This is a genomic window from Colwellia sp. MT41, from assembly GCF_001444365.1.
GTDB lineage: Bacteria > Pseudomonadota > Gammaproteobacteria > Enterobacterales > Alteromonadaceae > Colwellia > Colwellia marinimaniae.
In genome coordinates this window covers 3,561,651-3,581,725 of sequence record NZ_CP013145.1, presented here as the reverse complement: position 1 = coordinate 3,581,725, position 20,075 = coordinate 3,561,651, and the positions used below count along the sequence as shown (strand labels likewise).

At 39.1% G+C, this 20,075-nt stretch carries 18 protein-coding genes and 1 riboswitch; of the genes, 10 read left to right on the top strand and 8 right to left on the bottom strand.

What is annotated here, in order from left to right:
• Nucleotides 1-18: 18 nt before the first annotated feature.
• Both CMT41_RS15200 and gpmI read right to left on the bottom strand, forming a co-directional pair.
• Entirely contained in the window at nucleotides 19-1,254 is a 1,236-nt protein-coding gene (locus tag CMT41_RS15200; protein ID WP_058027741.1) for a murein hydrolase activator EnvC family protein, read from the bottom strand.
• A gap of 82 nt (nucleotides 1,255-1,336) precedes the next feature.
• Nucleotides 1,337-2,899 (bottom strand): 2,3-bisphosphoglycerate-independent phosphoglycerate mutase, encoded by a 1,563-nt coding sequence (gene gpmI / locus CMT41_RS15195; RefSeq protein ID WP_058027740.1) that lies wholly within the window; start codon nucleotides 2,897-2,899, stop codon nucleotides 1,337-1,339.
• Nucleotides 2,900-3,098: 199 nt separating this feature from the next.
• Here gpmI and CMT41_RS15190 point away from each other — a divergent pair, with 199 nt between their 5' ends.
• The 4 genes from CMT41_RS15190 (at nucleotide 3,099) to gpsA (ending at nucleotide 5,507) form a co-directional block, all read left to right on the top strand.
• Nucleotides 3,099-3,524 (top strand): rhodanese-like domain-containing protein, encoded by a 426-nt coding sequence (locus tag CMT41_RS15190; protein WP_057182397.1) that lies wholly within the window; start codon nucleotides 3,099-3,101, stop codon nucleotides 3,522-3,524.
• 58 nt (nucleotides 3,525-3,582) lie between these two features.
• Nucleotides 3,583-3,846: a glutaredoxin 3 gene (gene grxC / locus CMT41_RS15185; RefSeq protein ID WP_057182395.1), complete on the top strand. Its 264-nt coding sequence runs from the start codon at nucleotides 3,583-3,585 to the stop codon at nucleotides 3,844-3,846.
• 109 nt (nucleotides 3,847-3,955) lie between these two features.
• Complete coding sequence (gene secB, locus CMT41_RS15180) at nucleotides 3,956-4,453, top strand: protein-export chaperone SecB (protein ID WP_057182393.1); 498 nt, start codon at nucleotides 3,956-3,958, stop codon at nucleotides 4,451-4,453.
• A gap of 49 nt (nucleotides 4,454-4,502) precedes the next feature.
• Nucleotides 4,503-5,507, top strand: coding sequence for an NAD(P)H-dependent glycerol-3-phosphate dehydrogenase (gpsA, locus tag CMT41_RS15175; RefSeq protein ID WP_198149754.1), 1,005 nt, complete (start codon nucleotides 4,503-4,505; stop codon nucleotides 5,505-5,507).
• A gap of 70 nt (nucleotides 5,508-5,577) precedes the next feature.
• Here gpsA and trmL read toward each other — a convergent pair whose 3' ends face one another.
• Nucleotides 5,578-6,042: a tRNA (uridine(34)/cytosine(34)/5-carboxymethylaminomethyluridine(34)-2'-O)-methyltransferase TrmL gene (trmL, locus tag CMT41_RS15170; RefSeq protein ID WP_058028252.1), complete on the bottom strand. Its 465-nt coding sequence runs from the start codon at nucleotides 6,040-6,042 to the stop codon at nucleotides 5,578-5,580.
• Between the two features lie 137 nt (nucleotides 6,043-6,179).
• Here trmL and CMT41_RS15165 point away from each other — a divergent pair, with 137 nt between their 5' ends.
• Nucleotides 6,180-7,100, top strand: a complete 921-nt coding sequence (locus tag CMT41_RS15165; RefSeq protein WP_083494307.1) for a cation diffusion facilitator family transporter — start codon at nucleotides 6,180-6,182, stop codon at nucleotides 7,098-7,100.
• On the opposite strand, the gene CMT41_RS15160 is transcribed toward CMT41_RS15165, so the two are convergent.
• From CMT41_RS15160 to rsgA, 5 genes are all read right to left on the bottom strand, one after another.
• Nucleotides 7,093-8,115, bottom strand: a complete 1,023-nt coding sequence (locus CMT41_RS15160; RefSeq protein ID WP_057182389.1) for an alpha/beta fold hydrolase — start codon at nucleotides 8,113-8,115, stop codon at nucleotides 7,093-7,095. The genes CMT41_RS15165 and CMT41_RS15160 overlap by 8 nt on opposite strands.
• Nucleotides 8,116-8,239: 124 nt before the next feature.
• Complete coding sequence (locus tag CMT41_RS15155; protein WP_058027738.1) at nucleotides 8,240-10,405, bottom strand: M56 family metallopeptidase; 2,166 nt, start codon at nucleotides 10,403-10,405, stop codon at nucleotides 8,240-8,242.
• A gap of 15 nt (nucleotides 10,406-10,420) precedes the next feature.
• Complete coding sequence (locus tag CMT41_RS15150; protein WP_057182385.1) at nucleotides 10,421-10,804, bottom strand: BlaI/MecI/CopY family transcriptional regulator; 384 nt, start codon at nucleotides 10,802-10,804, stop codon at nucleotides 10,421-10,423.
• A 151-nt stretch (nucleotides 10,805-10,955) separates the two neighbouring features.
• A complete protein-coding gene (gene asd / locus CMT41_RS15145) occupies nucleotides 10,956-11,795 on the bottom strand; it encodes an archaetidylserine decarboxylase (protein WP_057182689.1) in 840 nt (279 codons plus the stop codon).
• 63 nt (nucleotides 11,796-11,858) lie between these two features.
• Nucleotides 11,859-12,905: a small ribosomal subunit biogenesis GTPase RsgA gene (rsgA, locus tag CMT41_RS15140; RefSeq protein ID WP_058027737.1), complete on the bottom strand. Its 1,047-nt coding sequence runs from the start codon at nucleotides 12,903-12,905 to the stop codon at nucleotides 11,859-11,861.
• Nucleotides 12,906-13,003: 98 nt separating this feature from the next.
• Here rsgA and orn point away from each other — a divergent pair, with 98 nt between their 5' ends.
• The 5 genes from orn (at nucleotide 13,004) to CMT41_RS15115 (ending at nucleotide 20,057) form a co-directional block, all read left to right on the top strand.
• Nucleotides 13,004-13,549 carry an oligoribonuclease gene (gene orn, locus CMT41_RS15135; protein ID WP_057182381.1) on the top strand — a complete coding sequence of 182 codons (546 nt, stop codon included), beginning with the start codon at nucleotides 13,004-13,006 and terminating at the stop codon, nucleotides 13,547-13,549.
• Between the two features lie 77 nt (nucleotides 13,550-13,626).
• The gene (locus CMT41_RS15130; RefSeq protein ID WP_058027736.1) at nucleotides 13,627-15,408 is read left to right on the top strand and encodes a DUF885 domain-containing protein; all 1,782 of its coding nucleotides are present in this window, start codon (nucleotides 13,627-13,629) and stop codon (nucleotides 15,406-15,408) included.
• Between the two features lie 261 nt (nucleotides 15,409-15,669).
• Nucleotides 15,670-15,752, bottom strand: a riboswitch (cyclic di-GMP riboswitch).
• 145 nt (nucleotides 15,753-15,897) lie between these two features.
• Entirely contained in the window at nucleotides 15,898-17,808 is a 1,911-nt protein-coding gene (locus CMT41_RS15125) for a tetratricopeptide repeat protein (RefSeq protein WP_232299968.1), read from the top strand.
• Nucleotides 17,808-18,341, top strand: a complete 534-nt coding sequence (locus CMT41_RS15120; protein ID WP_057182375.1) for a hypothetical protein — start codon at nucleotides 17,808-17,810, stop codon at nucleotides 18,339-18,341. The genes CMT41_RS15125 and CMT41_RS15120 overlap by 1 nt, the downstream gene beginning before the upstream one ends.
• Nucleotides 18,342-18,443: 102 nt before the next feature.
• Nucleotides 18,444-20,057, top strand: a complete 1,614-nt coding sequence (locus CMT41_RS15115; protein ID WP_058027734.1) for a GGDEF domain-containing phosphodiesterase — start codon at nucleotides 18,444-18,446, stop codon at nucleotides 20,055-20,057.
• The last annotated feature ends 18 nt before the right edge of the window (nucleotides 20,058-20,075 follow it).

Genomic DNA, 20,075 nt, shown 5'->3' with positions numbered 1-20,075 from the left:
ATAAATAAATATCACACTTTATTTGCACCATAGCTTTGGATTAAGGGCTTTGCCTCGGTGGCGAATTTCAAAATAAAGCCCTGATTGGTCTTGGCCGCCACTTTGGCCAACTAACGCTATAGGCTCGCCTGTTTCGACACGATCGCCAACGGCTTTGAGTAAGGTTTGATTATGAGCGTAAAGGCTCATATAGCCATTGCCATGATCGATAACGGTTAATAAACCATAACCTTTAAGCCAGTCAGAAAATAACACTGTGCCATTATGAATCGTTTGTACTTGGCGGCTGATTGGCGCACTGATTAATACCCCCTTCCACTTTAAGTAACCCTGTTTACGACTGCCAAAGCGATGCAGCATACGTCCCTTAACCGGCCAGGACAGCTTTTGTTTTAATTTGCTTAAACCGGTTAAATCAATTTCTGCCTGAATAATGGCGGCTAGTTTATGTAATGCTTGGTTTAAGTTGTTTTCTTCGGCTTTAAGTTTATTCAATTGCTGCTGGCTGGAAAGTAACTTGCGGCTTAATTTTGATAAGGTTTTACTGCGTTGCTTTTTACTGGTTCGTAATTGCGTGCCTTGCTGTAATTGCTCAGCTTTAAGCTGCTGTAAATACGTAACTTGCTCTTGATGCTCAGTGTTTACTTGCAGTAGTTTCGTTATGGTTGCTTGAAATTTATCTATTTCTTTGGTTCTTGCCTGATTTAAATATTGATAATAACTGATGGTACGTTGAATTTTATCACTTTGATTTTGGTTAAGTAGTAATTTAAGGTAATCGTGCTGGCCTGTGGTATATGCGGCTCTAAGCTGTTGTGCCAATAAGCGCTCTTGCTTTTTCTTTGCTATGGTTAACTGTTGTTTTTCTCTGGCTAGTGTGGCTATTTTTACTTGTGTGTTACTGAGTTTAACCTCAATATCATTGATGGCTTTGGCTACTTTAGCTATGGCTAAGTCATCAGTTTTTAGTTGTCGCTCTAGGTTACTGCGTTGTTTATTGGTATCAAAAATATTTGATTCTTGTGTAGCAATGGCTTGCTGAACATCACTAAGTTTGGCACGGTTTTGTTGTTGTGTGCTTTCATTACGCTTATTTTGCTCAGCGTGCGCGGGAAAAGCAAACAGCAAACTTACTATGAATAAGCTTGCTGTGCCTAGCTGCTGAAAGTGTTTACTGGATAAATAAGTGTCGATAAACAAGCTCGCAATCGATAGTGACAAAAAGTTAAAAACCAATATATCACTTATAGCCATGTTAGCTCAAGATGCATCTTGACTAGCCATTGCTCTGGTGTCGGCAATCACATTTTTTTAAGCTATCATGGCTGCTTGAATATCACTTCGTTAGTGGCATTAATATTGAACCGGTCATTTCTTCCGGCTGTGCCATGCCCATTAAGTGCAATATACTTGGTGATATATCACTTAAAGTACCCGACGCTGCGGGAGTAGCCTTACGGCCAACATAGATTAGTGGTACCGGCTCACAGGTATGGGCAGTATGTGCTTGGCCTGATATGGGATCTTCCATTTGCTCAGCATTACCGTGATCGGCGGTAATAAAACATTCGCCACCATGTTCTTGTAATGCTTTAACTACACGACCAACACAAGTATCTACGGCTTCACAAGCCTTTACTGTCGCAGCAAAGTTACCCGTATGGCCAACCATGTCACCATTAGGGTAGTTGACGACGATAAAGTCATATTGACCACTTTCAATAGCGCCGACTAGCTTATCAGTGAGTATTGTTGAATTCATTTCTGGTTGTAAATCGTAAGTCGCCACATCGGGTGAGGGTATTAATATGCGCTCTTCTCCGGCAAAATTATCCTCTTTACCACCGCTAAAGAAGAAAGTGACGTGGGCAAACTTTTCCGTTTCAGAAATACGTAGTTGTGTTTTATCATGTTTGGCTAACCATTCACCCATGACGTTAGTTAACGTCGCTGGCGCAAAAGCTGATGGTGCGTCAATGTCGACTGAATACTGGGTTAACATCACAAAACTACCGATGGCTGGCGTGCATTTCCGTTGAAAACCCTCGAAGTTCCTTTCGGTAAAACATCGGCTAAATTGACGGGCGCGGTCGGCTCTAAAATTCATAAAAATCAACGTATCACCATCATTTACTTTGATAGTTTCCCCCGATGGCTTAGTTATCGCGCTGGCGCCAACAAACTCATCATTTTCATTGCGTGCATAAGCCGCAGTTAGGGCATCTAAGGCGTTATTATATTGGTGTAATCCGCTACCACTAACCATCAAGTTATAAGCTGCTTCAACACGATCCCAGCGTTGATCTCTATCCATGGCATAGTAACGACCAATAACAGAGGCTATTTGTCCTTCGCTTCCTGTGTCGGTAAATAATTCAGTAAATTTTTGTTGGGCTTTTGCTAAGGATGCTTGTGCACTACGAGGCGGAGTATCTCTGCCATCAAGAAAGGCATGTAAATAGACTTTTTTTGCGCCACGGTTTTTGGCAAGTTCCATCATGGCGAAGATATGATCTTCATGGCTATGGACACCACCAGGAGAGAGTAAACCAAAAATATGTACGGCGTTATCCCCAGATACGGCCTTATCAACCGCTTGGCATAACGTCGGGTTATCCTTAAAGTCACCATCGTTGATGGCTTTAGTGATACGAGTAAAGTCTTGATACACTACACGGCCAGCACCTAGATTTACATGGCCAACTTCCGAGTTGCCCATTTGTCCATCGGGTAGGCCCACAGCCATGCCTGAAGTATCGATAAGCATATTAGGGTAATTGGCTTTTAAGTCATCTAATACGGGGGTTTTTGCATGGTGTATAGCGTTTGAACTAGTCTCTTCTCTGTATCCCCAACCATCTAGAATCATTAGTACCATTGATTTTTTATGCGCCATTATTTTCCCCGTTATAGTTAATGTTTACCGTATTTTATCGGCAAGTATTGTACACCCTAGTATGGTGTTATTCACTAAGGATTTAACATAGAAATGTTCCAACATGGGTTACTAAGTTTTACCTCGCGGTATATGCTCGCAATTCTAAGTGATTTGCGTATAATATGCCGATTCGAAATTTGATAAAAAATGGTCTTTATTTATGGAACAATTAATTACTTTTGCAGTCGATAATGGCATGCTGAGCGCGGTTTGGGTTGCCTTAGTGGTAATGATTATCTTCATGACAATTAAAATGAAAATGTCGCCAATTAAACAAATTAGTACACAAGATTTAACTTTTTTAATGAATAGAGAGGCAGGCGTTGCCCTTGATATCCGCAAGGACAAAGAGTTTAAAGCGGGACATATCCTTGATGCCATCAACTTGCCTAGTGAAAAAATCAGCAAGAATGGTCTGACTAGTCTTGAAAAATATAAAGACAAACCCATCATTGTAGTATGTGCGGCCGGTATGAGTGCTATGCAAATAGCTAACGATTTATTTAAGGCTGGTTTCAGCCGTGTTAGTGTACTAAAAGGTGGTATGAATAGTTGGACGGGTGCCGGTTTACCGGTAGCAAAATAATTAGTTCGCTTGTCCACATGACTAATCCATATCATTAATTAATGACAGAGAAATTAAAATGGCAAAAGTTGATATTTATACCAAAGCATACTGCCCTTATTGTACTCATGCATTGGCCTTACTCAAAGGTAAATCGGTAGCTTACAATGAAATTAAGATCGATGGTGATATGACTATGCGTACCGCCATGATTGAACGTAGCAATGGCGGTTATACCGTACCACAAATATTTATTAATGATGAACATGTTGGCGGCTGTGATCAATTAGTCGCCTTAGAAATGAATAATCAGCTAGATGCGTTATTATGCCAAACGGATTAATTAATGCTCGCTCAATGAGCAATAAATTAGTCCGATTGGTTCTAAACGCATAATAATAAGACTCAATCAGTTAAGTTTACTGACAACAATTACAATAAAGGAGCCACTCATGGCTGAAGAAAACCAAGTAGCGAACAGTGAAGCAACACAACCATCTCCAGAATTCTCCATTCAACGTATTTATACTAAAGATGTCTCTTTTGAAACACCAAATTCTCCGGCCATATTTCAGTTAGATTGGAAACCAGAGATCAAGTTAGACCTTGATACCCGCTCGACTAAGTTAGCTGATGATACTTATGAAGTGGTGTTATCTGTAACAGTAACCGCCACCGTTGAAGGTCAAACAGCCTTTTTAGCGGAAGTACAACAAGCTGGTATCTTTACTATTGGTAACTTACCTGAAGCTCAATTAGCCCATACTATTGGCGCTTTTTGCCCAACAACATTGTTCCCATATGCACGTGAGACGGTAGCAAGCTTAGTAAACCGCGGTTCTTTCCCACAATTTAATTTAACACCCGTTAACTTTGAAGGTTTATATGCTTCTTATGTACAGCAACGTGCAGCAAAAGAGAACATGCCTCAAAGCAGCGAAACACACTAGTCATTAGTACTTAAGTGCAAATAACATTAGCTTATAAATAGGGTTGAATATGTCTTTAGCTGCAAAAATTACTGTACTCGGTGCCGGATCTTATGGCACAGCCCTAGCAATTTGTTTAGCCAGAAATGGTCATAAAACCCTGTTATGGGGGCGTGATGCTAATCAAGTCGCTACCATGGCGCAAGATAGACAAAATATTAAATATCTTGAGGACTGTGCTTTTCCTGATGCTTTAGTACTAGAAGCTGATTTAACAAAGGCAGTGCAAGCGAGTGATAATATATTGGTTGTGGTACCAAGCCATGCTTTTGCCGATATGCTTAAGCAAATTAAGCCAATGTTAACCAGCAATGCAAAAATTGCTTGGGCTACTAAAGGTTTAGATCCTGAAACTGGGGATTTATTGCAGAATGTCGCCATTAAGATACTTGGCAGTAAAGTCTCTTTAGCGGTGCTATCCGGTCCTACGTTTGCTAGAGAAATGGCTTCAGGTTTTCCTACTGCTATTTCCTTGTCATCTGAAGATGATGATTTTGTTGCTGAGTTATCAGACTTACTGCATTGTGAAAAATTATTTCGGGTTTATTCGAATAAAGATTTTATTGGTGTACAACTTGGTGGTGCCGTTAAAAACGTTATCGCTATTGCCGCCGGCATATCTGATGGTATTGGTTTTGGTGCCAATGCCCGTACGGCATTAATTACCCGAGGTTTAGCTGAAATGACCCGCTTAGGTTTAGCGTTAAATGCTGAGCCGGCCACCTTTATGGGCATGGCAGGCTTAGGTGATTTGGTTCTTACCTGTACAGATAATCAATCTCGTAATCGCCGATTTGGTTTAGCGTTAGGTAAGGGCAGTGAAGTTGAGCAAGCTATTACTGATATTGGTCAAGTAGTTGAAGGCTACCGTAATACAAGAGAAGTGTATATGCTAGCCAAACGACATGGCGTGGAAATGCCTATTGTTGAACAAGTATATCAAGTACTTTATTGTGGCAAAGATACCAAGTTAGCTGCGGCTGATTTACTTTCTCGTGATAAGAAATTTGAATAACTTCATCACCTAGAAATAGCAGGGTAAATCGGCTTGAAAGCCGATTTACCCTTACTTTATACCCGGCTTATTATACCGCGTTTGGAAAACCTAATTGACGCCAAGCATCGTAAACAATTACCGCTGCGGCGTTTGATAAATTCATACTGCGACTTTCTTTTAACATCGGAATTCTAATTTTATTTTTATCTGGGATTTGTACACGAACTTCTTCGGGTAATCCCGCCGTCTCTGAGCCAAACAATAAATAATCCCCTGTTTGAAACTTAACATCGCCATAAAAATTGTTGGTCTTAGTTGTTATGGCTAATACTCGCTTGGGCTGCTCTTTGTCCATAAAAGCTTTGAAATTTGCATGGCGTTGTATTGCGGCAAATTCATGATAGTCTAAACCGGCACGACGTAATTTTTTATCCTCTAAATCAAAACCTAAGGGTTCAATTAAATGCAAACGAAAGCCTGAGTTTGCACATAAACGAATAATATTACCGGTATTGGGCGGAATTTGTGGTTGAAAAAGTACAACATCTAGCATAACAATCATCATCGGATAAAATTTTTGTTATTATATACTTGTTACCCGTTAAAATACACGGTGAAACTTACCGCTTGATTGGTAGCGGCTATAAGCACAAATGACTTTTAGCTCTTAATTTTCTTTAAGGATTGGCTATGGCGATAAGTTCAATATCAACGGAAGAATATGCATTATGGGTACGGCGGGCCGCTATATCTTCTACTTCAATAGCACTGATCTTAGTGGTGATTAAACTCTATGCTTGGCTGGTTACTGATTCTAGCGCCATGCTCGCTTCTACCACTGATTCGATTTTAGATTTATTCGCTTCGCTAATGAGTATTGTTATTCTGCGTTTTGCCCTTGCACCAGCAGATAAAGAGCACAGCTTTGGTCATGGTAAAGCGGAAAGTTTAGCGGGGTTAGTACAAGCATCTTTTGTGCTTGGCTCTGCCATTATCCTTATTTTTAGTGGCGTCTACCGGGTTCTTAACCCACAAGTTATAGTGCAAAGTGAAGTGGCTATTTGGGTGACTATTATCGCTATTGCCTTAACACTTTGTTTAGTCACTTTTCAGCGTTACGTGATAAAGCGTACTGGCTCCATTATTATCAGTGGTGATGCCTTACATTATCAATCGGATTTATTGCTAAATTTAGGGGTTCTAGCCGCAATCATCTTGAGTCAAGGTATATGGCTACACGCTGATGGTGTGTTCACCATATTGGTCGCTCTTTATCTTGTTTTTGGCGCGGGTCAAATTATGGTACAAAGTGTTTCCCAGTTAATGGATAGTGAGTTATGTGATGAGGAACTGGCGCAAATAAGAGCTATTGTTTTAAGTAACGGCCAAGCCATGGGTATTCATGAGTTACGAACAAGGCAGTCGGGCGTGAAGCGCTTTGTGCAGTTTCATTTAGAATTAAGTGATGATTTATCATTATTTGAAGCGCATAGCATAGGCGATGAAATTGAAGATGAAATTTGTCGCCTGTTCGCCCCTTGCGAAGTCTTTATTCATCACGATCCTAGCTCGGTAGTGCAAAGTGAGCAGTCAAAAGGCTCTGTTAGCTAATTGCTGCAGCAGTTTTATGTTGCTTAAACCAATTTATAGTCTGGCTTAAGGCACTGTTTCTATAGTCATCTATTTCAAAGAATAATTCGTGCAATGCACCATCAATCCTACTTGGTACTCCCTTAGGGCAAGACTGTGGTTGTAACTTATGTAACTGCTGACAAAAGTCATTTTGTGCTTGTTGGCAAACAACGCTATCACGCCCTGCTTGCAGTAACAATATCGGTGTTTTAAGTTGAGCCATGTTAGCGAAAATATTTTTTTGCGCGGCAATGCTCTGCGCTAACCAATGTGTAGTAACCCCACCAAGTTGAATGACGTTGTTTTTTTTGTATAAGTCGATAAAAATTTGATAACGCTTTGTTGAGTGAGTCAACTTATTCTCGCTAAAAGTAACGGCAGAATAGTTTTTTTGTCCAAAAAAATACCAAGGTGTTTTACTGATTAAGTTATTGAGTGTTAGCTTGGCGGCTATAAGTGTGTATGCAATAGATGTCGGTAATAAACCTGAATAGAAGCCTAACATAGGTGATGAAATTACTGCAGCTGCAATGGCCTTGGGTGAGTCTTGCATAAAGCGGGTGGCAATGGCAGCACCCATTGAGTGAGCTAACAGGTAAGGTTTAGCGGGACAGTGGTGTGTCACGATATTTTCAATGAAGTAGTGTAAATCATCAACGTAGTGTTGAAATTTAGCCACATAACCTTTATGTAAATTGGCCAGTAAACGTCCAGATAAACCTTGACCGCGGTGATCGAGGATAAAAATATTATAGCCTTGCTGGTATAAATCAAACGTTAGTTCTTGGTATTTTAAATAACTTTCACCACGCCCTGATACTATAACGATAGTTGGCAGTTGCTCTTGTTGCTGAATAAATTGCGCATAATGAATATTTACTTTATTCACACCAGAAAATGAATGAAATAAGCCTTGTTGCCAGAAAGAGGTTATTTTATCTGGCAGCATACCCTTAATGTTTTTTTCTTGGTTAAACTGGGATATTTGGCTCAAGTGGAACCCTAATAAGTAAGGTGAAATAAGTGGCTATTGAGGTAAGTCTATGTGAGCGTCGATTATTTTTAGAGGGCTGGGTTACGCCTTACCTTGAGCATTAAGTATTCAACATAAAGTCATGTTATGCATGCAAGCTAAAAGAGAATATTTTACTCATTTTACTGTTAACATTTCGGTTGTTTTTGGTTGCTGGACTAAAACGCCACTTTCGCAGTGCTGAGCGGATAGCCGATTTGAAATAGATTAGTTTACTCTGCTGGCTAAAGTGAATATCTTTTACTTTACCATTAAGATCAATAGTGAAATTTACTTTTACTTCCATCTCTATGCCACGGCGTTTAGCCAAGGTTGGATAAATAGGGCTGATTGAATTCAATAGCTTTGCTACATGTGACCTAGGTGTTGCTATGGTTTCTTTACTGGTCTTCTTTATTAGAGCAGTTGTTGAAGCCAGAGCATGTGATGCGGTATATAGCTCATCCTGTACGGCTAATTCGTTGAGCTCTTGGCGATATGAAAACTGAGCATAAGGGCTGTTGTTACTGTGAAATTTATTATTGAATTGTACGGGGAAATGCCTATTACCTTGCTCAGGATAATCAAGCGTAGCTGATACCGCCGCTAAGTTGATAGCTGCTGTTGATTTAGTCACTTTTGTTATTGAGCTTGATTGCGTTGGAGCAACCATGGTGGCGCTAGTCTTTATTAGACTCTGTTCTACCACACTAACACTGAGTATGGCCTTTTCAGCCGTTAATTTAGCGTTTAAGCCATCCTCTGCCGGATTAGTTACTTTATGTTGAGCGGTATTTATCCGACTATTAAACGATTTTTCTAGTGGTTTTTTTTGCTTATCCGTTAAAGTGACTTTAGTTATTTGTACTTTATCTCTGTTAGCTACTTGGCTAGGCACAGGCGCAGAAACCGCGGTCATTTTTATTGCAGGCTCAGCAATAACTTGCTCTTGTTGCTGAAACGAGGGTTCAATCATTGCAGTCGTTAATGCTATATCATTAGGTCTTACTAGACTAACGTCACTTTGACTATCAGCAGGATCAACCGGTGAACTATTAGTCGTATTCACCTGACTATTTAACAGTTGCTGCGCAATTGAGTCCTTGGTTATTTTAGTGTTTTCTTGCTTGAATAGGGTTTTATTGAGCTCAACTGCGCTAACATTTTTTTGAAAAACATACGGACTAAAGGCATTGTTTTTTTGCCAAGGGAAATGATTATTTAGCTGCTGGGCGTATGGCATGGTGAGTAATTGATTTATGCTCAGTAAGGTTAATGCCAGTAGGAGACTAATAGCAGCGAGCCATTTGCTAGCATTATTGCTCGGTGCACAATGGTGATCAACAATACGAAGTACTCGTGCTTTTAAATCACCACCTGTTGCGGCCATTGCCATCGTTGGAATGGTATGAAAATTCGCTTTAGCACATAACGAGGCGGTATCAGTTAAGGTGTGCGCATAGGCAATGGCATCACCGCAATGTTGCACCGCAATATCGTCACTACAATATTCACGTTCATTGCGTATTTGTTTGCCTATCCAATGCACACTAGGGTGGAAAAAAAACAATAACTCGATAAGTGTCTGCAGAAAATTAACTAAATAATCATGGCGACGAATATGAGCTAGTTCATGCAAAATTAGCATTTCAAGTTGAGCCGAACTTAAGCCAGTGACCATACTAGCGGGTAGTAATACTACGGGTTTTAACCAACCTATTGCCATGGGTACTTCGGCTTTTAATGAGATAAGTAGCTTAGGGGTTTTTGTTAACTTTATTTGCTGAGCTAATTCATCAAAGCGCGCTAGTAAAGCAGCAGAGGGGGAAACGCTGCCATACATAGGTAAATTATTTACATTTCGAACCTCAATTAAGAGCTTACAGGCAAGTGCAGTAATTATCGCCAGCCAAAGTAATGACAGATAAGGCAAGGAGTAAGCTAATATTGAGGGTAGTAATTCATGGTAATTTAACAATGCATTCTTCTGGGTTAACTCATGGACTAAACTCGTTAACGCAATAGGGCTGAGGTTACTGTTAATGCCTGAATTGGTGTCAGGATAGACCATGACAAAGGTAAGTATAGCGAGGCAGGCATTTGTTAACATGGCTAATATTGCTAAGGCATAGCGTAATATTGGCTTACTTTTATCAATAATAAATAATGCGGACTTTAGTATAAATGCCACCAATAAACCTTGCCACAAAAAGTGCACTAAGGTTAACGATAAGCTATATAAAAAAGGGCTATTAAATAATTGTTCAAGCATAATTAAAGTAGAGTCTTACTGTTTTTCTAATGAGTTTAACAGCTGACGAATATCATTGATTTCTTGCGTACTGGTTGAGTCATCAATAGCGCGCATTACTAGTTTCGAGGTAGAGCCACCAAAAGCTTTACTTATTAGGTCTCTAATAAGTGATGTTTGTGTGTGTGTTTGGCTATTAGCCGCGGCATAAACGTGTGCGCGATTACTTTCATCACGAATGACTAATGTTTTTTCATGCATAATTTGCAGTATTTTCAATACGGTGGTGTAGCCTGTTTTTTGCGTTGCACTAACAACATCATGCACCTGTCGTACCGTAGCGGGCCCCATTTTCCAAAGAACATTGAGTAAGGTTAACTCTGCCTCTGTGGGTTTCACCGGAGAATTATCATGCGCCATGTACACTTCCTTTTTGATCGTTTTTATTAGGCTAAGTATTTTTATAATACTTAGCCAAGTTACGAATTTAATCGTATTTCATCTAAGCTTATATCGAGTACACTAAATGAGCAACCGTTTTGTTGATTGATATTCGTACTGAGTAAAAGGTCTATTTTGCTGATTTATCTAGTGAGGCATAAACCTCGCCAAGACGAGTGACCGTACCTGGGCCCGCATTGGCGGCAAATTCACTCAACATATTCGGGGCGAAGGTGCTAACGACCGTTGAACCTAGCTTAAAGCGGCCCATTTCATCACCTTTTTCAAAAGTAATAGCCTTGCTGCCCTCTTTAGGGTATTGCCATCTGAAGATGTCTTTGCCTGCGGGTGGGGTAATAACACCTGCCCAGGTTGTTTCAATGCTAGCAACAATTGTTGCGCCAACTAATACCATAGCCAGTTCGCCATATTCGGTATCAAAAATAGCGACAACACGTTCATTGCGGGCAAAAAGATCGGGCACATTTTGAGCCGTTAGTGGATTGACAGAAAATAGTTCCCCTGGCACATAAATCATTTCCCGCAAAGTACCGGCCATGGGCATATGAATGCGATGGTAATCTTTTGGCGCAAGATAAATACACGAAAATTTACCGCCTTGAAAAGGTGCTGCTGTTGCGGCATCACCACCAAGTAAAGAGGTTAAACTGTAATTGAAACCTTTTGCTTGGATAAGCTGACCGTCAACAATATCACCTTGTTGACTAATGGCCCCATCTACGGGGTAGCATATGGAATTGTTATCATCATCAATAGGGCGAGCCCCGTCGGCTAATTCACGGGTGAAAAAGTTATTAAAGGTGTCAAAATCACTGGCGTTTTTTAATTTCGCCTCATTCATATTGATACCGTAAGCCTTAATAAATAGACTAATAAGCTTAGTAGTTAACCAACCCATTTTTGCCGCCGCAAACTTACCTACTAAACGTGAAATAGCGTGTTTAGGCATAATGTATTGCCAGGCAATTTTAATTTTATCGCTAAGATTGTTTTTTGAAGACACTCGGTTTCCTTAATTATTAAAACGTGAGGTTAATGTATTATCATTGAGGCTGGCTAATATGCGCTGAAAACTCGCTAGGCGATCAGGGCTTATTTTTTCATTTTTACCCGCGGCTATTAAGGCGCAGCCGAGATCGGTTTGATGTTTACAATCTCGAAATTTACATAGGCCAATATAATCTGAAAACTCGATAAAACCATGGCAAACTTGTTCAGGGGTTAAATGCCATAAACCAAATTCACGAATACCTGGGGAGTCAATTAAATCACCGCCCTCAATAAAGTGATATAAGCGTGCCACTGTGGTGGTGTGTTGCCCTAAACCTGAGTTTTCTGAGACTTCTTTTGTCAACAGCCCTAATTCAGGCATTAAGGCATTGACCAAGGTTGATTTACCGACACCTGACTGACCGACGAAAATACTGGTATGTTCAGCAAGTTGTAGCTTTAGTTTCTCAATACCGTCAAGAGATATGCAACTGGCATAAAGTACTTGATAGCCAATATCTTGATAGATTTGTAATTGCTTTTTGATTGCCGCTTGTTCGTCGGTGGAAATACTGTCTAGTAAGTCCGTTTTGTTGAGCACGATAACAGGGGTAATACCGGTCTGTTCAGCCGCGACTAAATAGCGATCAATAATATCGCTGTTAAAAGCGGGTAATACCGAAGAGACAATCAGAATTTGGCTAATATTAGCCGCGATAGGTTTTATCCCATCATAAACATCGGGGCGACTTAACACGGTATCACGCTCATGCACGGCTTCGATAATGCCAGTAATACTATGCTGGGTTTGTTTACCAAGACGCCATTGCACCTTATCACCACAAACTAGGGAAGCTATCGAACGGCGTAAATTACAGCGGAAAATTTCACCGCTATTATTTTCGACATCGGCGTGCTGACCAAAGCGACTAATGATCACCCCTTGCTCAGGAGCGCCGAGGTCGCCATCATCCCACTGCACTTTATCTTTACCGCCTTGCAGTTTTTTATCATGATTTGCTTTAATGCGTCTTTGCTGACCTTTAGTCAGTTTTTTTACTTTAGCCATGTGAATTATTCATACTATTTAATTTGATCCAACTTAGTTCTGGCGTATTATACTAACAATAATATATGAATGCTTGTGCATTTTTTTAAGGGAAATTTATGGCGGGTAATGACAGTAACTTAATTTGGCTTGATTTGGAAATGACGGGACTAGATCCTGACGATGATGTTATTTTAGAAATTGCTATTATTATCACCGATAGTCATTTAAATATCTTAGCGCAAGGGCCAATATTTGCCATCAATCAAAGTGATGAAGTGCTAGATAATATGAACCTATGGTGTATTGAACATCATGGTCAATCAGGGCTTACGCAAAGGTGCCGTGATAGCGAGGTAAGTTTGGCGCACGCCACCGAACAAAGTGTGGCTTTTGTGCAAGAATGGGTACCGCAAGGTAAGTCTCCTATGTGTGGTAATAGTATCGGACAAGATAGGCGCTTTATAAATAAGTATATGCCTGACTTCGAAGAGCATTTTCATTATCGTAATCTAGATGTTAGTACCATAAAAGAGCTGGCTCGGCGTTGGAAGCCTGAAGTACTAGAATCTGTGGTTAAAACCGGCGCACATTTAGCGCTCGATGATATAAAAGAGTCTATTGCTGAGTTAAAAGTTTATAGAGAACTCTTCTTCAAACTATAGTTTTAACAGACAAAAAACTAAGGCACAAAAATTATATAGCGTTATTATCGTGCCACCTTTATTTTTGAGTAAGCCCAATGAAAAATATAATCAGTTATCTAGTGCTTTTTGCACTGAGTATTTGCCAAATTAATACCAGCAATGCCACGAATATAGCTAAGAATAACAATAGTGAAGAGCAAAAATTAGCTCATATTATTCAAATATATGAAGAGTTTTATCTACAAGCAAGTCCTTTTAATCAGCCTGAGGTAGGTGGTAATAATGCTAAATTACCTAACCTATCAGCAGAGACTTTATTAGGGCAATATCAACAGCGCTTGGCTATATATCAGCAGTTAATTACCCTAGATGAAGAAAAGTTAAATCAAGATAATCAGATTGATTTATCAGTACTCACTTATAGCCTAAAAAACCAGTTAGATAGTTACACTAACAAAGAACATTACATGCCACTCATGGCCGAGTCAGGTTTTCATGTTTGGATAGCCAATATTTCCACGAAAGTTGATTTTAAAACCTTGGCCGATTACCAAGATTATTTAGCACGTTTAGCGGCATTACCACGCTATTTTTCACAGCAAACTCACTGGATGAAAACCGGACTGAAACACGGAATTAGCCAGCCTAAAATTGTTCTTATCGGCTTTGAGCAATCTATCTCCGCTTATATTAAAGAAGATGTCACAGAGAGTGATTACTATAAACCTTTTAATAACATGTCTACCTTTATTAAGCCAAGCCAGCAAAAGGATTTACAGCGACAAGCTAAGCATATTTTGAGCACTAAAGTTATGCCTGCATATAGAGCTTATTATGACTTTATGGTGAATGAATACCAACCCAATGCCCGAGATAATATCGCCGCCAGCTCTTTACCGAATGGCGAAGCCTATTATCAAAATAGGTTGAGGCATTATACCACCTTGCCTCTGACAGCAGTGCAAGTACATCAACAAGGTCTTGCGGAAGTAAAGCGTATACGTGCTGAAATGGACGCTGTTATTGAACAAGTTAACTTTGATGGGGATTTTGCCGAATTTGTGCAATTTTTACGTACCGACCCTCAGTTTTATGCCACCACGGCAATTGAGTTATTAAAAGAGGCTGCTTTTATAGCTAAAAAAATGGATGCTAAATTACCTGCGCTCTTTAAAACACTACCAAGAACGCCTTATGGTGTTATGGCTGTGCCTGCTAATATTGCCCCCAAGTATACTACGGGTCGATATGAGGGCTCATCTCGAGATGATCAGCCAGGTAACTACTGGGTTAATACTTATCGACTTGACCGTCGACCACTTTATGTTTTAACCGCACTAACACTCCATGAAGCTGTGCCAGGTCATCACCTGCAAATATCTTTAGCTAAAGAAATGGTTAATGTGGCAAAGTTTCGCAATCGCACTTACATTTCAGCCTTTGGCGAAGGTTGGGGCTTGTACTCGGAATATCTTGGCATTGAGGCTGGCATGTATGAAGACCCCTATCATAACTTTGGTCGATTAACTTATGAAATGTGGCGAGCGTGCCGCTTAGTCGTTGATACCGGTATACATACTCAAGGCTGGAGTAGAGCACAAGCCATTGATTTTTTAGCGAGTAATACTGCTTTGTCATTGCACAATGTTACCACAGAAATAGATCGCTATATCTCTTGGCCAGGACAAGCATTGTCATACAAAATAGGCGAATTAACTATTAAACGTTTGCGTAAAACAGCAGAGCAAGCATTAGGCAAAGATTTTGATTTAAGAGACTTTCATGATCAATTGCTCAAGCATGGTTCTATGCCATTATCTATGATGGATAAAGTCGTTATGCAGTATATCCATGAGCAAACTGAACAAAATAAATAAGCTTATTTATCTCAGGGCATAGCCAGATTTACCTTAGGTAACATTCGGCTTAAACACTGCCATTAGTGAGGTGATTACTGGGGTAATAAAGCGGTACGATCAGTTACTTAATTGATAATCAATCAGTAATTTAAAAGTAACTTGTACAGTTAATGAGGAGTTTAACTAACCTTAAGAATTAAGGGAGAGGGAGCACGCAAAGAAAACGGAAGAAACAGATAGTGGAATATCGAATTAAGATAAGCCCCCACTATATCTAAACTTGGTAGTCCCGCTATCATAGGTTTCCCTTTAGACCGGTAACTTTGCGTCTCTAACTTTCATTAGATTTGCCCTTATCAAGCTATAAAGCTCAACCTCATTATAGGGGGAGTTTTATAAATGTAAACAGAAAAGGCTACTTTTGCTTAGCTTTATAGGTTAAAAGTAGTAATAAATACTATTGGATAACTTTCAATGTTTTGCTTTTCAATCACTAACGGTATGAATATGACTAATCGGCAGTTATTTTCTTTGATAATATTAACGTTTAAACGAGTAATGTTTTTTTCATTATTTGCAGTTAATGCTTATGCTCAGCCTTCTTCTGAGCAAATCATTTTGAGTAATCAAGTGCTGAAATTGCTAAAAGTCAATAGTGAAAGTCTTAATGCTGATACGGTAAAAAAGCTATCAGAAAAAATTCTTGATAACCGCAAAAATTACTCCAATGATATCCTAGCCAAGGTGTTTTTACTCGCGGCTAATGTGGCTAGCAATCAAGCAAATATCAACCAAGTACATGACTTTGCTCAAAGTGGCTTATCGGTCAATAGTCGGGATAAAAAAATAAAGTTGGCGCTTTTGTTAAAACTTGCGGAAGTTTATGTTGCCAGAGAAAAGTATCAACAGCTACTCATTCTGATTCAAACGGCAGTAAATAATAGTGAATATAGCCGTAATATAAAACATCAATTACTCTTGCTTAGTTATCGTAGCGTCGCGTTTGCTATGCTGGGAGAACATCAAGCTGCTTTAGCTGATTTACAACAAGTTGAACGAGGAATTAACAAAAGTGAATTGACTGAACATATTGAGTTATTAACTATTTTGTCCTTGGCCTATCACTACTTGGGTGATTATCAAACATCATTGACTATGCAGTTAAAGATTTTGAAATTAAGGTTTGAAATGGGGCTGTTGGACAATCTGGATCAAACCTATTTATATTTAGGCTATGCCTATTTCTACTTACAGCGCTTTGATGATGCTTATAATGCTTTTTGGCAGTCTAAAAGCTATGCTGAAAATAAGACTGCGCCAATTAGTGCTGCTTATGCCAGTAAAGGTTTAGGTATTGTTTTAATTTCTCAACAGCAGTTTGATGAAGCCATTGAATCACTAGAGCCAACTATTGCTATATTTAAGCACAATGACATGCTTGATGAACAAATTGAAAGTATGGTCGCTTTAGCCAGCGCAAGGTTAGCAATAGCACAAAATAGTGCCGGTTATGCACTGCTAGTTGAGGTATTACAATTACTGGACGGTGAAGATATTTCCTTAGAGTACGCTGGCTTTTATCGTATGGTTGCCGAAATGTACCTTGCCGATAATAATTATCAAAGCGCTTACCTCTGGCGGGAAAAACATAGCAAGGTACTATTAACGAAACTGAAAGATATGAAAAAATCTGCCACTTTAGCTCATGGGTTATCATATTTAATCACCGACCCACAGGCAATCGTTGAGCCTTTGCATGAGTCAAGAAATTTGGCAGTTAAATTAGCACAAAACAGTGAGCTATCGAGTAGTTTTGTTGGTAAATACCAAAAGCAACGCACCATTATTATTAGTTTATCTGCCCTGGTTTGTTTATTGTTGATTACCTTACTTGGCTTTTTCTTGAGGTTAAAAACACAACGAATAAATTTAGCCTATGAAGAAATTGAAAAACCGAGTTATATCATGACTGGGCCGATGCAAACTAAATTTGATTATCAATTGGCTTTTAAAAAAGCCCGTAAATTTCAATACCCCTTGAGTGTCGGCTATCTAGTGGTAGAAAACTGGCAAGAGTTGACTTTTCATTTCAATAATAAAAGCATTAAGGAAGTAACTAAAGATATAGCCAGCTTAATCAATGAACAATTAACTGAGTTTGATTACGCTGGCTTACTTAATCAAGGGGAGTATTTATTGATGTTTGAACACGTAAGTAGTGCGGAGGCGCATATGAAACTGGATAAACTGGTACAAGCCTTAAATAGTCGAGCCTTTGCTAATTTAGGTCGTTTTAGCATCACAATGAAATATTCATTAAAGACGCCGGACTATAAAGATATTGATCCCTATCTATTTTTGGCACATATAGCTGAATCTGTTAACATCAAGCCAGTTAATCAGTCTAAGGTGTCTTAATGTTTTTTGTTTTAATTATAACCGCTGCCTTTGTAGTGATTAGTATCTTTTTTTTCCTTCGCGCTGAGAAGCTACAGCGACAGTTAATAAGCCAAAAACGCGACAGTATAGCTACCCGCAAAGAAAATAAAGCCTTAGTTGACTCTATGATACTCGTTGCTACCCGAGGTCAAGAATTTGCTAAAGCTAGATTGGCAAGTTTAAAAGTGCAGGCAACAGCAAGTGAATATGAACAGCTCATTACACACCTTGAGTTGATTAGCCCATTAATCAATAATTACAGTATTATTTTTAGGGAATGTCTGAAAGGAAAAGGCCGCCTTAAAGCGGTAAGCAAAAAGTGCTTTGAAAACCATAATAGTGCGGCTTATAAGAAATTTGTCGCATTAATCGTCACTGATGATAAACAGCTACAGCGTTATTGGTCTAGTGAAAATTTAAACGGTTTTCTTTTTTTAGTTGAAGCCTTACTAACTATTGATGATAGTAATAATGTATCATCAAAAAATAAAAAAAGTGTTTGTATCTCTTAAGCATAGCGCTTAAGTAATTAGAATTTCTGTACAATAGCCTCTTTTTTTATTAGGCTGTTTTTTTGTATTAGTAAAATTTCCCAGGATGGGCTGTGGTTAAATATGAGTCATTTTAACGCCAAGTACTTTTTTTTATTTATTGTTGTTATCGTCGTAGTCGCTCTGTCAGCACTATTTTCCCAGCTTTATCGAGAGCAATTACCTATGGGATTAATGGCAATGACTGGCTATATTGTTGCTATTATTATCGCCATTACTTTAGTTTGGTTGCTTACCCAAAAGCTCTTTAGCGCAGAAACTAGCCATACTGGCAATGAAACCATCAGTGTCGAAGAACTCTTTAGTTATACCCATGATCCGGTAACTAACTTACCTACCGCCCAACAAGCATTAAAAATCTTTGCATCTGCAATCAAAGCAAGTACCGGGCAACGTTATGCTGCTGTGGTATTCAAACCTATTAATTTTGAACAAGTAAATAGTTTATTAGGCTATCACAATTCAGATATTTTATTACTTCAGCTTGCTTATTGTTTACGACAAAAAATAGTTAACAATAAAAAATTATTGAGCTTTGCTCATAACCTTGAGTCAGTCCGTATTGCTCGCTTGCAAAGCTTACAGTTTTTAGTGGTATATAATTTAACTGACAATCGCTTCGATGATAAAAGTATGTTGGATGAGTTGTGTCAACAGCTTGGTGATGCAGTTCCGGATGCTTTGAGCTTTAAAAGTTTTTCTTTAAACTTTGAACTGGCCTTTGGTATCGCCATTTCGGGAGAGCATGGTAATAGTGTTGAAGAGGTAATTGCCCATGCTGGAGACGCATTACTTAACGGACTACAATCTCAGCAAGTGATTAGTTATTTTGATAATAGTAGTATTTTATATACACAAAGTCAGCTGGCGCGGATGGAATCACTTCGTCAAGATATAGAAGATGAAAAGTTGTTTTGCTATTTAAAGCCGCAAGTTAATATAAATAATTACCATATTGTTGGCTTTCAATTAAACGTGCATTGGTATGAGAACAATGATCATAAACCACTTGAATTGTCTGAATTTTCAACCCTCGCTGAGCAAAGTGGCGAACTGTATCGTTTAACGAAGTATATGTTTGAGCAAGCTTTCACCACGCTTGAAACTTTACACCGTATTGGTGTCTATCAGCGTATTTCCGTCAGTTTAGCGAGTGAAAACTTGTTTGAAGTCGATTTAGTTGACTTTATTGAACAAAAGCTACAACAGCATGGCATAGCGGGTAAATATTTAATGATTGAGCTGAATGAACAAGTCATGCTTAATGCAAGTCAGCGGGTAAAAAATATAATAGATCAACTTAAATCATTAGAGATAAAAATTTCTATTGCTAACTTTTCTGGCAGTTATGAATCATTACGATATGTCCGTAAAATGGCCATACATCAATTAAAGGTAGATTGTCAGCAATTAACCAATGACAGTAGTAATCGAGTAGATAAGGCCATTACCAATGCACTTGTTACCTTAACACGCAGCATGAAAATCCCACTTGTTGGTACTAACATTGACCGACATGATGCCTCACAAGCTTATATAGCTATGGGCGGAGAGTTAATTCAGGGAGATATTATTCATTCAGGTGTAGTACCTGAGGAAATAGAACTTTGGTTAGAAAAGTGGTATTTACAGCACCCAGAGTCAATTCCTCCTGAAGCTAAACCGTCAATTTATTAAGCTCATTGGCTTATATAA